General features: G+C 68.5%; 12 protein-coding genes. 7 read left to right on the plus strand and 5 right to left on the minus strand.

Features of this window, described 5'->3' with window-relative positions; genetic code table 11:
* Positions 1-65: 65 nt before the first annotated feature.
* From puuE to N5I32_RS12300, 6 genes are all read left to right on the plus strand, one after another.
* On the plus strand, positions 66-1481 hold the full coding sequence (puuE, locus tag N5I32_RS12275; protein WP_261496168.1) for an allantoinase PuuE: 1416 nt from the start codon (positions 66-68) through the stop codon (positions 1479-1481).
* Positions 1478-2344 (plus strand): bifunctional allantoicase/(S)-ureidoglycine aminohydrolase, encoded by an 867-nt coding sequence (locus N5I32_RS12280; RefSeq protein ID WP_439648196.1) that lies wholly within the window; start codon positions 1478-1480, stop codon positions 2342-2344. The genes puuE and N5I32_RS12280 overlap by 4 nt, the downstream gene beginning before the upstream one ends.
* A gap of 85 nt (positions 2345-2429) precedes the next feature.
* Positions 2430-2909: an ureidoglycolate lyase gene (locus tag N5I32_RS12285; protein WP_261496169.1), complete on the plus strand. Its 480-nt coding sequence runs from the start codon at positions 2430-2432 to the stop codon at positions 2907-2909.
* 115 nt (positions 2910-3024) lie between these two features.
* Positions 3025-4509 carry a nucleobase:cation symporter-2 family protein gene (locus N5I32_RS12290; RefSeq protein ID WP_261496170.1) on the plus strand — a complete coding sequence of 495 codons (1485 nt, stop codon included), beginning with the start codon at positions 3025-3027 and terminating at the stop codon, positions 4507-4509.
* 98 nt (positions 4510-4607) lie between these two features.
* Positions 4608-5642 carry a phosphotransferase gene (locus tag N5I32_RS12295; RefSeq protein ID WP_261496171.1) on the plus strand — a complete coding sequence of 345 codons (1035 nt, stop codon included), beginning with the start codon at positions 4608-4610 and terminating at the stop codon, positions 5640-5642.
* On the plus strand, positions 5639-6952 hold the full coding sequence (locus N5I32_RS12300; RefSeq protein ID WP_261496172.1) for an aspartate aminotransferase family protein: 1314 nt from the start codon (positions 5639-5641) through the stop codon (positions 6950-6952). The genes N5I32_RS12295 and N5I32_RS12300 overlap by 4 nt, the downstream gene beginning before the upstream one ends.
* On the opposite strand, the gene N5I32_RS12305 is transcribed toward N5I32_RS12300, so the two are convergent.
* The 5 genes from N5I32_RS12305 to bhcA form a co-directional block, all read right to left on the minus strand.
* Positions 6949-7935, minus strand: coding sequence for a type I glyceraldehyde-3-phosphate dehydrogenase (locus N5I32_RS12305; RefSeq protein ID WP_261496173.1), 987 nt, complete (start codon positions 7933-7935; stop codon positions 6949-6951). The two genes, N5I32_RS12300 and N5I32_RS12305, sit on opposite strands and share 4 nt — an antisense overlap.
* Before the next feature lie 181 nt (positions 7936-8116).
* Positions 8117-9076, minus strand: a complete 960-nt coding sequence (bhcD, locus tag N5I32_RS12310; protein ID WP_261496174.1) for an iminosuccinate reductase BhcD — start codon at positions 9074-9076, stop codon at positions 8117-8119.
* A gap of 78 nt (positions 9077-9154) precedes the next feature.
* On the minus strand, positions 9155-10318 hold the full coding sequence (gene bhcC, locus N5I32_RS12315; RefSeq protein WP_261496175.1) for a 3-hydroxy-D-aspartate aldolase BhcC: 1164 nt from the start codon (positions 10316-10318) through the stop codon (positions 9155-9157).
* A 10-nt stretch (positions 10319-10328) separates the two neighbouring features.
* Positions 10329-11297, minus strand: a complete 969-nt coding sequence (gene bhcB, locus N5I32_RS12320) for a beta-hydroxyaspartate dehydratase BhcB (protein ID WP_261496176.1) — start codon at positions 11295-11297, stop codon at positions 10329-10331.
* A 1-nt stretch (position 11298) separates the two neighbouring features.
* Positions 11299-12489, minus strand: coding sequence for an L-aspartate--glyoxylate aminotransferase BhcA (gene bhcA / locus N5I32_RS12325; RefSeq protein WP_261496177.1), 1191 nt, complete (start codon positions 12487-12489; stop codon positions 11299-11301).
* Between the two features lie 176 nt (positions 12490-12665).
* Here bhcA and bhcR point away from each other — a divergent pair, with 176 nt between their 5' ends.
* Complete coding sequence (gene bhcR, locus N5I32_RS12330; RefSeq protein ID WP_261496178.1) at positions 12666-13478, plus strand: HTH-type transcriptional regulator BhcR; 813 nt, start codon at positions 12666-12668, stop codon at positions 13476-13478.
* Positions 13479-13483 lie beyond the last annotated feature (5 nt).

The following is a 13483-nucleotide window of genomic DNA, read 5'->3' on the forward strand; positions in this document are numbered from 1 at the left end:
TTTTGATAATCTTCCCTCGCGCCCGGGCTTATGCCTAGGGCGTCCCGAACTGCCGGAGCCAAGCGATGAACCGATATCCCCGCGACATGTCCGGCTACGGACCCGATGCGCCGGACGCCGGCTGGCCGGGCGGCGCGAAGGTCGCCGTCAGCTTGGTGCTGAACTACGAGGAAGGCGGCGAGAACAACATCCTGCACGGCGATGCCGGGTCCGAGGCGTTCCTGTCCGACATCGCAGGCGCCCAACCCTGGCCCGGCCAGCGGCACTGGAACATGGAATCGATCTACGAATACGGTGCCCGCGCCGGGTTCTGGCGGCTCCACCGGCTGTTCACCGAGATGGACGTCCCCGTCACCATCTACGGTGTCGCGACCGCGCTTGCGCGATCCCCCGAACAGGTCGCTGCGATGAAGGCGGCGGGATGGGAAATCGCGTCCCACGGGCTGAAGTGGGTCGAACATCGCGACATGCCCGAGGAGGAGGAGCGGCGCCAGATCGCCGAGGCGATCCGCCTGCACACAGAGGTCACGGGCAGCCGCCCGACCGGCTGGTACACCGGGCGCTGCTCGCTCAACACCGTGCGGCTGACGGCCGAACAGGGGTTCGACTGGATATCCGACACCTACGACGACGACCTGCCCTACTGGATCGAGGCCGGCGAACGGGATCAGCTTGTCATTCCCTACACGCTCGAAGCCAACGACATGCGCTTTGCCACCGCGCCGGGCTACATCGAGGGCGAGCAGTTCTACACCTACCTCAAGGACGCCTTCGACGAGCTTTACCGCGAGGGCGAAGCAGGCCGCGCGAAGATGATGAGCGTCGGGCTCCACTGCCGCCTGATCGGACGGCCCGGCAAGATCGCGGGCCTGCGCCGGTTCCTGGCCTACGCGAAGCGCCACGACGGCGTCTGGTTCCCCCGCCGGCTCGACATCGCGCGGCACTGGGCGGCCACCCATCCGCCCCGCCGCTTCGACCGGCCAAGCCGGATGGACAGGGCCGCCTTCGTCGCCCGCTTCGGCGGCGTCTTCGAACACTCCCCCTGGATCGCGGACCGCGCCTGGGAGCTGGAGCTTGGCCCTGCCCACGACACCGCGACTGGGCTCCACAACGCGCTGGCCCGCGTGTTCCGCTCCGCCTCGCGCACGGAACGCCTGGGCGTGCTGACCGCGCACCCCGACCTTGCCGGAAAACTCGCGCAGGCGCGGCGCCTGACCGCCGAGTCGACGCACGAACAGGCCACCGCCGGGCTTGACGCGCTGACCGACGACGAACGCGCGGCTTTCACCGAACTGAACACCGCCTATGTCGCGCGCCACGGCTTCCCGTTCATCATCGCCGTGCGCGACAACACCAAGGCCTCGATCCTCGCGGCCTTCCGCCGCCGCATCGCCAACGACACCGACACCGAGTTCGACGAGGCCTGCCAGCAGGTCGAACGCATCGCCGAAATTCGCCTCCGGGACATGCTGCCCAGATGAAGGACCTCGACCCGATGACCCGTGCCCCCAGCACCTACCATGCCCCAGAAGGCGGTCTGCCGCCGCAAACCTCGCTCATGACCGGCCGCGCCGTCTTCACCGAGGCCTACTGCGTCATCCCGAAGGGCTGCTTTTCCGACATCGTTACCAGCCTGCTGCCGGGCTGGCGCCAGACCCGCATGTGGCTGATCGCCCGCCCGATGACGGGGTTTTCCGAAACCTTCAGCCAGTACGTGATGGAGGTGGGCCCCGGCGGCGGCTCCGACGCGCCCGACAATGAACCCGGCGCCGAAAGCGTTCTCTTCGTCACCAGGGGGGAGGTCTGGCTCTCCCTTGACGGCAAGGAATACGATCTCGAGGCCGGCGGCTACGCCTACATCCCGCCGGGCTCAGTCTGGCGGCTGCACAACGGATCGGACCACACCGCGCATTTCCACTGGATCCGCAAGCTCTACGAACCCGCACCGGGCATCGCCGCGCCGCAGGCCATCGTGACCTCCGACCGCGACCTCACCCCGGTCGCGATGCCGGAAACCGGCGGCCGCTGGGCGACGACCCGCTTCGCCGATCCGGACGACCTCGCCCACGACATGCATGTCAACATCGTCACCTTCCAGCCCGGCGGCCTGATCCCCTTCGAGGAGACGCATGTGATGGAGCACGGGCTCTTCGTGCTTGAGGGCAAGGCGGTCTACCGGCTCAACCGCGACTGGGTCGAGGTCGAGGCGGGCGACTTCATGTGGCTCAGGGCCTACTGCCCGCAGGCCTGCTACGCCGCCGGCCCCGGCCCCTTCCGCTACCTGCTCTACAAGGACGTCAACCGCCACGCCCGGCTTCGCGGCCCCGGGGCTTTCGGACGATGATCCCGCTTCCTTCTTCTTTTTCCAAATATCCCACGGGGGTCCGGGGGTGTGAAACCCCCGGCCTCGCCAACGGCGCGACGCGGCGATGAGGGTGATCCGGCCCGAGCCGCTGACCGCCGCCGCCTTCGCCCCCTTCGGCGACGTGCTCGAGGCCACGGGCGACTTCCGCCTGATCAACGAAGGTCTCTGCCGCCGTCACCATGACCGCGCCCGGCTCGACTTTCACGCCGGCCGCGCCGGCATCTCGATCTTCGATGCGGAGCCGCGCGCACTGCCGTACGACTTCGACCTGGTCGAACGCCACCCGGACGGCTCGCAAGCCTTCCTGCCGATGACCGCGCAGCCCTTCCTCGTCATCGTGGCCCCGGACGAAGGCGGCGTGCCCGGCGATCCGCGCGCCTTCCTGACCGCGCCCGGGCAGGGCATCAACCTGCACCGCGGCACCTGGCACGGGGTTCTGACGCCGCTCGCCGCCCCCGGCCTTTTCGCCGTGGTCGACCGCATCGGCGACGGCCCGAACCTTGAGGAATACCGGTATCCCGCGCCCTGGCGCGTGGCCGGATAAGACCCCGCGCTACCCCCGGGGAGGAACGGGGGAGGTGAGGACAGACTAACCGGACCGCGCCCCCGGGGCGGCGCGGAGACGGCGCGAAGAACATCAGACCCCGAGGAGGACAGTGATGACCGACAAGACCCACCCGGTGGACGAAGTCCTGCCGGCGCCCAAGCTCTTTACGCTCGGGCTGCAACACGTGCTCGTCATGTATGCGGGCGCGATCGCCGTGCCGCTGATCATCGGGCGTGCGCTGAAGCTCGCGCCCGAGGACGTGGCCTTCCTGATCTCGGCCGACCTCTTTGCCTGCGGCCTCGTCACGCTGATCCAGTCGCTGGGTGCCACGCAGTGGTTCGGCATCCGCCTGCCGGTGATGATGGGCGTGACCTTCGCCGCTGTCGGCCCGATGGTGGCCATCGCCAACGCCAACCCGGGGCCGGACGGCGCGCGCCTCATCTTCGGCTCGATCATCGCGGCAGGCATCATCGCGATGCTGATCGCGCCCCTTGTCAGCCGCATGCTGCGCTTCTTTCCGCCGGTCGTGACCGGCACCATCATCCTTGTGATCGGCGTCTCGCTGATGCGGATCGGCATCAACTGGATCTTCGGCAACCCGGTCGGCCCGACCGCGCCGCAGATCGTGGACCCGGCCCACGCCGACTGGCTGAAGGCCGTGACCGACCTGGCCGCGGCCGGCGGCGGCGCCGTCCCGGCAGTTCCCGAGGGGCTGGCCGTGGCCGCGAAGATGAACAATCCCGCCTATGCACCCCTTGGCAACATCGCGATCTCGGCGATCGTCCTGGTCTCGATCATGCTGATCGCCCGCTACGGTCGGGGCTTCGTCGCCAATATCTCGGTGCTTCTGGGGATCATCGTCGGCGGCGTCATCGCCACCGTCGCGGGCAAGATGGCCTTCACCAAGGTCGGCGAGGCCGCCTGGTTCGACATGATCACGCCCTTCCACTTCGGCATGCCGATCTTCGACTGGGTGATGATCCTGACCATGGTCATGGTGATGATCGTGGTGATGATCGAATCGACCGGCATGTTCCTCGCGCTGGGCGACATGACCGGGGTGAAGGTCACGCAGAACCGCCTGTCCGCGGGCCTGCGCACCGACGGCCTCGGCACGCTCATCGGCGGGGTGTTCAACACCTTCCCCTACACCTCGTTCAGCCAGAACGTGGGTCTCGTCGGCGTCACGGGGATCAAGAGCCGCTTCGTCTGCGTGGCGGGCGGGCTGATCCTGATCGTGCTCGGCCTCGTGCCGAAGATGGGCGCACTGGTCGAGGCGGTTCCGACCTCGGTCCTGGGTGGCGCGGGGCTCGTCATGTTCGGCATGGTCGCCGCGACCGGCATCCGCATCCTCGCCGGCGTCGACTTTGCGAGGAACCGCAATAACCTTTTCATCGTTGCGGTCTCGGTCGGGTTCGGGATGATCCCGCTCGTCGCGCCAAACTTCAAGATGTGGATGCCGCACGAAATCCACCCGCTGATCGAATCCGGCATCCTGCTGGCGACGATCGCCGCGGTGGCGCTGAACGCCTTCTTCAACGGCGCGCGCGGCACCGCGGAAGATCTGCGGCAGGCCGCCAGCGTGGCCGATCACTGAGACCCCGGCAGGGGGCGGCGGCGCCCGCCCCCTGCTGCTTCGCGCTTGAACGGGCGCCGCTTTCGTGGTGAGGTGGCGTGAAGATTTGATCAAATTGAATGACCGTGATCGCCGCCGCCCCAAGCCTCACCGCACCGCCCCCGGCCTTCACCCCGGACGAGGCGCTCGGCCTTGCCGAACGTCACTTCGGGCGGACCGGGCGGCTTGACCGGCTGACCTCCGAACGGGACCTGAACTTCCGCCTGACCACCGCGGCGGGCGACAGCTTCGTGCTCAAGATCGGCAACGCCGCCGAGCCGGCGGACGTGACGGATTTCCAGATCGGCGCCCTGCTGCATATCGCGGCCCGCGATCCCGCGCTGCCGGTCCCGCGCGTCGTCCCTGCGCTTGACGGACGCTGCTCCGTGCTCCTGCCGGGGGGCGAGGTGCTTCGGCTGCTCAGCTGGGTGGACGGCCACCCCATGCCCCGCGTCCCGTCCAACCCGGCGCTGCGGCGCAGTCTTGGCTTGACGGCCGCCCGACTGACGCGCGCGCTTGCCGGGTTCGACCATCCCGCCGCCGGGCACGAGCTTCTGTGGGACATCCGCAATGCGGCCCGGCTGCGCCCGTTCCTGCCCTCGGTGACCGACCCGCGTCTCCATGACCTCGCCGCGCTCTGGCTCGGCCGGTTCGACGCTGAAATCGCCCCGGCGCTTCCCGGTCTTCCTTGGCAAGTGGTTCACGCCGACCTCAACCCGTTCAACCTGCTGACTGATCCGGACGGGCAGGCCGTCACCGGCATCCTCGATTTCGGCGACATGGTGCGCACGCCGCGCATCTGCGACCTCGCCGTGGCAGCCTCCTATCACGCGGACCCCGCCCGCCCGCTCGACACGCTGGCCGAGGTCGTGGCGGCCTGGCATGCGGTCCTGCCGCTGACGGCGGAGGAGGCGCGGCTTGTCCCTGACCTCATCGCCATGCGCATGGTGCTGACGGTCGTTATCGCCCACTGGCGCGCCGGCCTGTACCCCGACAACGCGCCCTATATCCTGCGCAACGTCCCGGCCTCCGGCGCCGGTCTCGCCGCGCTCACCGTCGCGGGCCGCGCCGCCGCCCGTACCCATATCGCCCGCGCAACGGAGACCCGGCCATGACAGCCCGCGAAGCCATGCCCAACGCCTTCGTCCCCGGCAAGGGCGACCTTCCGCCAGAGGATGCGGTCCTTGTCGCGCGCCGCGCGCGCGCGCTCGGCCCCGCCTACCGGTTGTTCTATGAAACCCCGGTGCACCTCGTCCGGGGCGAAGGCGTCTGGCTTTACGATGCGGCGGGCGAGGCCTACCTAGACACCTACAACAACGTCGCCTCGGTCGGGCACTGCCACCCCCGCGTGGTCGAGGCGATGGCGCGGCAGGCCGCGACCTTCGCCAGCCACACCCGCTACCTGCACGAGACGATCCTGGAGTACTCCGAGCGCCTGCTTGCGACGTTTCCGGCCGAACTCGGCCACCTGATGTTCACCTGCACCGGGTCCGAGGCCAATGACCTCGCGCTCCGCATCGCGCGCGAACACACGGGCGGATCGGGCATCATCGTGACCGAAAACGCCTATCATGGCGTAACACTTGCCGTCGCCGGCTTCTCGCCCTCGCTCGGCCCCGGCGTGCCCCTGGGCGAGCATGTCCGCACCGTCCCCGCGCCGATCCCCGCCCTTGGTGCGCGGACCGGAGAGGTCTTTGCCCTAGGCGTGCAGGCCGCCATCGAAGATCTTGCCCGCCACGGCATCCGCCCCGCAGTCCTGATCGTCGACACGGTCTTTTCCTCGGACGGCGTCATCCCCGACCCCGCGGGTTTCCTCGCCCCTGCCGTCGCCGCCATCCGCGCGGCCGGTGGTCTCTTCGTCGCCGACGAGGTGCAGCCCGGCTTCGGACGCACCGGCGCCGGGATGTGGGGCTTTGCCCGCCACGGCATCGTCCCCGACATGGTCTCGCTCGGCAAGCCCATGGGCAACGGTTACCCTGTCGCGGGCCTCGTGCTGCGCCCCGAGGTCGTCGCGGAGTTCGGGGCCAGGGGGCGCTACTTCAACACCTTCGGCGGCAATGCCGTTGCCGCGGCGACCGCCGCCGCCGTCCTTGACGTGATCGAGGCGGAAGACCTGATCGCCAATGCCCGGAGCACGGGGGCCTATCTCGTCCAGGGTCTCCGGACACTTTCGACCCGCTTCCCGGCGCTCGGCGCGGTGCGCGGTGCGGGCCTCTTCATCGGCGCCGACATCGTGACCGAAGGCGCGCCCGATGCGGCCCTGGCCCACCGCATCGTCAACGACCTGCGCGCGGCGCGGGTGCTGATCTCGGCCACCGGCAGGACCGCCAGCACATTGAAGATCCGCCCGCCGCTCGTCTTCGCCCCGGACCACGCGGACATCTTCCTTGAGCGGCTCGAAGGGGTGCTGGCCGCGCTCGCCTAAAGCGCCGCCATCAGACGCGCGGCATCGAGCATGCGGTTGGAAAACCCCCACTCGTTGTCGTACCAGCCGAAGACCCGGACCAGCCCGCCCGCGGTCACATGCGTTTCCGGCAGTGCCATGACGATGCTTTCGGGCCGAGCGCGCAGGTCCGACGATACCAGCGGCCGCTCGGTCCAGCCGATAACGCCACCCGCGGCCTTCAGCACCGCGTTCACTCCCTCGCGCGTGACGGCGGAGCGCGTCATCACGCTCAGGTCCACCGCCGAGACCGAAGCCGTGGGCACCCTGACCGCCGCCCCCTCGATCCGCCCGGCGATCTCGGGCAGGACCACGTCGAGAAGCCGCTGCGCGGAGGTCGTCGTCGGGACCATCGACAGCGCGGCCGCGCGCGAGCGGGCAAAATCCGCCCCCGGTGCATCCACCGTCGGCTGCGACCCGGTATAGCAGTGGATGGTGGTCATCCACCCGGTCCCGATCCCCCATTCCGCCTCGATCAGCCGCGCCAGCGGCGCGAGGGCATTGGTGGTGCAGGACGCATTGGAGACGATCCGGTGGTCGCGCGTCAGCCGCCCCTCGTTCGCCCCGATCACCAAGGTGAAGTCCGCCGAACCCGAGGGGCCGGAGACCAGAACCCGTCCCGCCCCCGCCTTGAGCCCCGCCTCCGCAAAGGACCGCTCTCCGCCAAGGCCGGTGCATTCCATCACCACGTCGACGCCGCCAAGATCGAGCAATGACAGGTCGCGCACCGCGCTCAGCGCGATCCCCTGCCCGTCGACGATCAGCGCGCCGCCTTCCAGTCGGACCGAGCCTTTCCAGGGGCCGAAGGTGCTGTCGTACTCGAACAGATAGGCCGCCATCTCGGGTTGCGCGATGTCGTTGATGGCAACGATCTCGACATCGGCATGGCGCGGGTCCGACAGCGCCGCGCGCAGCACCGACCGGCCGATCCTGCCGAACCCGTTGATCGCGACCCGAACCGCCATGCCTGCCCCCCGTCAACCGTCCGGTTCAGTCAAACCACGAAGGCGCGCGTCACGGAACCCCCGATCTTGTACCCGATACGCAGGGGTCGCCCCGGGCATGCCTGCTCTTCATTCTGGCCGAAATACTCCACGGGGGTCCGGGGGTGTGAAACCCCCGGCGCCTGCACCCGGGCGCGCCGCCTCAGACCTCGACCGAAGCCGCCAGGCCGCGTTCCACCGCGCGCCGCACGGCAGCCCCGGCAACCGCGAGGTCCTGCAGGCCCACGCCGGTTCCGTCGAACAGGGTGATCTCTTCCTGCCCCAGGCGCCCCGGTGCAAGCCCCGCGATCACCGCCCCGATCGGGGTGATGTCAGCCTCGCGCACAAGGCCCGCCGCGATGGCATGCTGTGCCTCGCCGATGCTTACCGACTGCGCCACCTCGTCGGTGAAGAGGCGCGCACGGGCCAGAAGCGCCGGTTCCACCTCCTGCTTGCCCTTCGTATCGGTTCCCATGCAGGCCAGATGCGTGCCGGGGCCCACATGGGCGGACAGGAGCGAGGCCGCGGGCGAGGAGGTGATGGTGACGATCACATCGGCCTCCACCATCCGCTCCAGGGCCACCGCCTCGAAGGGCAGCCCCAGTTCCGCGGCCACCTCGCCCAGCTTCGGCAGCATGTCGGGATGGTAGTTCCAGCCGATGACCCTCTCGAAGCGCCGCACCCTTGCCGCCGCGCGCAACTGGAACGCCGCCTGGTGACCTGCGCCCACCATGCCCAGGACCTTTGCATCCGGCCGCGCGAGCCGGTCGATCGAGAGGGCCGAGGCCGCGGCCGTGCGCAGCGCGGTCAGAAGATTGCCGCCGACCATCGCCGTCGGCCGCCCGCTCTCGGGGTCGAACAGGTAGACCGTCGACTGGTGATTGGTCATGCCCCGCGCCATGTTGCCGGGAAAGTAGCCCCCCGCCTTCACGCCCAGCATGCCGCCCGCGCGATCCAGCCCCGACTTGAAGCCGTATTGCCGGCCCTCGCCCAGGGCCTCCCGCACCACCGGAAAGTTGGTGGCCTCGCCCCGCGCCATGGCGGCAAAGGTCGCCTCGACCGCGGCAAAGGCATCCTCGGCCGAGACGAGATCGGCAATCAGCTTCTCAGGCACGATCAGCATGCCGCTTCCCTTTCATTCTGGTGCAAATACTCCGGGGGTGTGGGGGCAGCGCCCCCACCTGCCTAGCGCAATGCGCGATCAATAGGCCTTGCCGCGCGCCGACACCGGCCAGACCACCTCGACCTTGCCGTTCCGGACGCCGACGTACCAGTCATGGACGTTGGCGGTCGGGTCGCAGTGGCCGGGCACCAGCTTCAGTTTCTCGTTGACCTTCAGCACACCGCTGGGGTCCGAAATGACACCATGTTCGTCCGAGCACTTGATGTATTTCACGTCGTCGCGGCCGTAGACGACCGGCAGCCCGCTGTCGACGGACTGCGCCTTGAGACCCGCGTCGCATATCGCCTTGTCGGCCTTCGCGTGGCTCATGACGCTGGTCAGGATGAAGAAGGCGTTCTCCCATTCGCCCTGGTCGATCCGGTGCCCGTCCTTGTCGAGGATGCGGCCATAGTCGGCATCCATGAAGGCGTAGGAGCCGCACTGAAGCTCGTTGTAGACGCCCGAGGCACTTTCGAAATAGTAGGATCCGGTGCCGCCGCCCGAGACGAGTTCCGGATCCAGCCCCGCGGCCTTCAGCCCCTCGACCGCATCCCGGACCATGGCGATCGCCGTGTCCAGCTTGGCCTTGCGGTCCTCGTACTTGTCCATGTGCTGCATCGCGCCCTGATAGGCCTGGATGCCGGTGAACTTCAGCCCCGGCGCCGCATCGACGGCCTTTGCGATCGCTACCACCGCCTCGGTCGTCGTCACGCCGCAGCGGCCTGCGCCGCAGTCGATCTCGATGAAGACCTCCAACTCGGTCCCGTGCCGGACCGCCGCCGCCGACAGGTCGGCCACGTTGGCGATGTCGTCCACGCAGACGATGATCCGGCTGCCCAGCTTCGGCAACCGCGCCAGCCGGTCGATCTTCGCCGGATCGCGCACCTGGTTCGACACCAGCACGTCCTTGATGCCGCCGCGCACGAAGACCTCCGCCTCGCTCACCTTCTGGCAGCAGACGCCGACCGCGCCGCCCAGCCGTTCCTGCAGCTTCGCCACGTCGACCGACTTGTGCATCTTGCCATGCACCCGGTGGCGCATCCCGTGCGCCCGGGCATAGTCGCCCATCTTCCTGATGTTGCGCTCCAGCGCGTCAAGGTCGAGGACGAGGCACGGCGTCTGGATGTCCCTTTCGTCCATGCCGGGCTTGGCGGGAATGTCGAAGCCGACTTCCAGCGCGTTCAGGTTCACGGGTGCGTTCATTCTTGCCTCCTCAGCCCTGCATCCAGGGCAGTCTGTCCAGATCGACGTTGCCGCCGGTGATGATCACGCCGACGCGCTTGCCGGCGAAACGGTCGTGGTTCTTCAGGATGGTGGCCAGCGGCACCGCGCTTGACGGTTCCATGACCACGCGCAGGTGTTTCCAGGTCAGCTTCATCGCCTCGACGATCTCCGCGTCGGAGGCGGTGAAGATGTCGCTGACATGGGTCTTCACGAAGTGCCAGGTCAGGTCCTTGAGCGGCACCAGAAGGCCGTCGGCCACCGTCTTCGGCGCGTCATCGGCGATGATGTGGCCGGCCTTGAAGCTGCGATAGGCGTCGTCGGCCTGCTCCGGCTCCGCCGCGATCACCTTGGTCTCCGGCGCCAGCGTCGCAAGCGTCAGGCAGGTGCCCGAGATCATGCCGCCGCCGCCGATCGGTGCCACGACGAAATCGAGCCCGTCGGTATCCTCCACCAGTTCCCGCGAACAGGTTCCCTGACCGGCGATCACGCGCGGGTCGTTGTAGGGATGCACGAAGTCGCCACCGGTTTCGGCCTGCACCTTCGCGAAGGTCGCCTCACGCGATGAGGTCGAGGGTTCGCATTCGGTGATCCTGCCGCCGTAGCGGCGCACCGTGTCCTTCTTGGCCTGCGGGGCCGTGTGCGGCATCACCACGTTGCAGGGGATGCCGCGCAGCATGGCGGCATAACTCAGGCACGAGGCGTGGTTGCCGCTGGAATGGGTGGCCACGCCCCTGGCCGCCTGCGCCTCGTCCAGCCCGAAGACCGCGTTCGCCGCGCCGCGCACCTTGAAGGCGCCCGGCTCCTGGAAGTTCTCGCACTTGAAGAACAGCTCGCAGCCCGCCAACTCGTTCAGATAGTCCGAGGTGCGGATCGGCGTGCGGCGGATGAAGGGCTTGATGCGGTCGTGCGCATCCAGCATGTCCTGATAGCTCGGGATGTGCATGGACTGGTCCTTCATCTCACGCCGCCGCCTTCGCGGCCTCACCGGCGCTATTGCGATAATGATCCTGCGCCGCCGCGACGCCCGCGCCAAGCGTGATCGGATAGCCGAGGTCGGCCATGCACATTTCCGCCGTGGCCAGGCCCGCCAGCATCATCGCATCGGTCAGGCTGCCGAGATGGCCGATGCGGAAGACCTTGCCCGCGACCTCGCCGAGGCCGACGCCGAAGGCCATGCCATATTTCTCCGCGGCCAGCTTCACGATGTCGGTGCCGTTGAACCCTTCGGGCACGACGACCGCGGTGACGGTGTCGGAATAAAGGTCCGACGAGGCCGCGCAGGGCCGCATCCCCCAGGCGGCGACGGCGCGGCGCACGCCCTCGGCGATGCGGTGGTGGCGGGCGTAGACATTGGCCAGCCCCTCGTCCTGCAGCATCTGCACCGAGGTGGCCAGCCCGTTGATCAGCCCGACCGCCGGGGTGTAGGGATAGCCGCCCGCCGCGTAGGTGCGCATCATGTCGCGGAAGTCGAAGAAGGTGCGGGGCAGGGTGGCGGTGTCCATCGCCGCGACCGCCCTGGGCGACAGGCCGAGGATGGCGAGGCCCGCGGGCAGCATGAAGCCCTTCTGGCTGCCCGCGACCGCGATATCGACGCCCCAGCCGTCCATCTCGAACGGCATCGAGCCGATGGAACTGACCCCGTCGACGAAAAGCATCGCGGGATGCTTCGCCCGGTCCATGGCCTTGCGGATGCCGGCGATATCGCTTTTCACACCGGTCGCCGTCTCGTTGTGGGTGGCAAGAACCGCGCGGATGCGATGCGAAGCATCGGCGGCCAGCGCGGCCTCGATGGCCGCGAGGGGCGCGCCTTCGCCCCAGGGCGTCTCGATGATCTCGACGTTCAGCCCGTGGCGCTGGCACATGTCGATCCAGCGGTGGCTGAACATGCCGAAACGCGCCGCCAGCACGGTGTCGCCGGGGCTGAGCGTGTTGGAGATCGCCGCCTCCCACCCACCGGTGCCGGTCGAGGGGAACAGGATGACCTCGCCCGCCCGGGTGCCCAGCACCGCCTTCACGCCGGCGAGGGCCGGCTTGAAGATCCGCGCGAAGGCGGGCGAACGGTGGTCGACCGTCGGCATGTCGCAGGCCTTGCGGATGACCTCCGGGATGTTGGTCGGGCCGGGAATGAAGACCGGATTCTGATAGGACATGGGCTCCCCCAATTCGGAACAGCCTGCAGGATAGTCGAGCGGGGCAGAGTCTCCAATTTTTTCGAAAAATAATTTCAATGGACGGAAAAATGATTCAAGGTGTTGAAACGGTGATGATTTGCGTTTTTCATCGATTGAAACGTGTTTTCGGAATGGCAAAAGCAGGAGGGCAGGGGATGGCAGAGCCACGCGCCAGGGGGCGGCCGAAAAGCTTTCACGACCGCACCGAACAGAACACCATCCAGTCGCTCGACCGCGCGCTGATGATCCTGAAGGTGGTGAGCGAGGCGGGCGGCCTGACCCTGTCCGAGCTCGCGCACCGCAGCGGGCAGTCCATCCCCACCGTCTACCGCGTGCTGACCACGCTGCAGTCGCACGGCTTCGTCGAGGTGGAGGAACCGGGCCAGCTCTGGCATGTCGGCGGCGGCGCCTTTCGCGTCGGGTCGGAATTCCTACGCCGCACCAAGGTGGTGGAGCGCGCGCGTCAACCGATGGACCGGCTGATGCGGGAAACCGGCGAAACCTCGAACCTCGGGGTGGAACATCGCGACCGGGTGCTGTTCCTGAGCCAGGTGGAGACGCATGAGGCGATCCGCGCCTTCTTTCCGCCCGGCACGCTGTCGGCCATGCATACCTCGGGGATCGGCAAGGCGCTGCTGGCCTGGTATCCCGAATCGCGGGTGCGCCAGATCGCGGCCGAGGGGTTGGCGACGCTCACCCCCCGCTCGCTCGCGACGACGGAGGCGTTGCTGGCCGATCTTGCCGCGACCCGGTCGCGCGGCTACGCAATCGACGACCAGGAACGGGCCGAGGGGATGCGCTGCGTCGCCGCGCCGATCTTCAACGCCCATGGCGAGCCGGTGGCGGGCCTCTCGGTCTCGGGCCCCGCGTTCCGCATGGCGCTTGACGATGCGCCGGCGATCGGGGCGCGCGTCCGTGCCGCGGCAGACACCGTCACCGACGCGACCGGCGGGCGCATGCCGGGATAGGGCAA

This window comes from Albidovulum sediminis, from assembly GCF_025380365.1.
In the GTDB taxonomy this organism is placed as follows: domain Bacteria; phylum Pseudomonadota; class Alphaproteobacteria; order Rhodobacterales; family Rhodobacteraceae; genus Albidovulum; species Albidovulum sediminis.

Coding starts and splice junctions, on each gene's coding strand:
- N5I32_RS12280 (WP_439648196.1), top strand. CDS start 1,478: ATGAAGGACCTCGACCCGATGACCCGTGCCCCCAGCACCTACCATGCC.
- bhcA (WP_261496177.1), bottom strand. CDS start 12,489: ATGTCCTATCAGAATCCGGTCTTCATTCCCGGCCCGACCAACATCCCG.
- N5I32_RS12295 (WP_261496171.1), top strand. CDS start 4,608: ATGACCGTGATCGCCGCCGCCCCAAGCCTCACCGCACCGCCCCCGGCC.
- bhcR (WP_261496178.1), top strand. CDS start 12,666: ATGGCAGAGCCACGCGCCAGGGGGCGGCCGAAAAGCTTTCACGACCGC.
- bhcB (WP_261496176.1), bottom strand. CDS start 11,297: ATGAAGGACCAGTCCATGCACATCCCGAGCTATCAGGACATGCTGGAT.
- puuE (WP_261496168.1), top strand. CDS start 66: ATGAACCGATATCCCCGCGACATGTCCGGCTACGGACCCGATGCGCCG.
- N5I32_RS12290 (WP_261496170.1), top strand. CDS start 3,025: ATGACCGACAAGACCCACCCGGTGGACGAAGTCCTGCCGGCGCCCAAG.
- N5I32_RS12305 (WP_261496173.1), bottom strand. CDS start 7,935: ATGGCGGTTCGGGTCGCGATCAACGGGTTCGGCAGGATCGGCCGGTCG.
- bhcC (WP_261496175.1), bottom strand. CDS start 10,318: ATGAACGCACCCGTGAACCTGAACGCGCTGGAAGTCGGCTTCGACATT.
- N5I32_RS12285 (WP_261496169.1), top strand. CDS start 2,430: ATGAGGGTGATCCGGCCCGAGCCGCTGACCGCCGCCGCCTTCGCCCCC.
- N5I32_RS12300 (WP_261496172.1), top strand. CDS start 5,639: ATGACAGCCCGCGAAGCCATGCCCAACGCCTTCGTCCCCGGCAAGGGC.
- bhcD (WP_261496174.1), bottom strand. CDS start 9,076: ATGCTGATCGTGCCTGAGAAGCTGATTGCCGATCTCGTCTCGGCCGAG.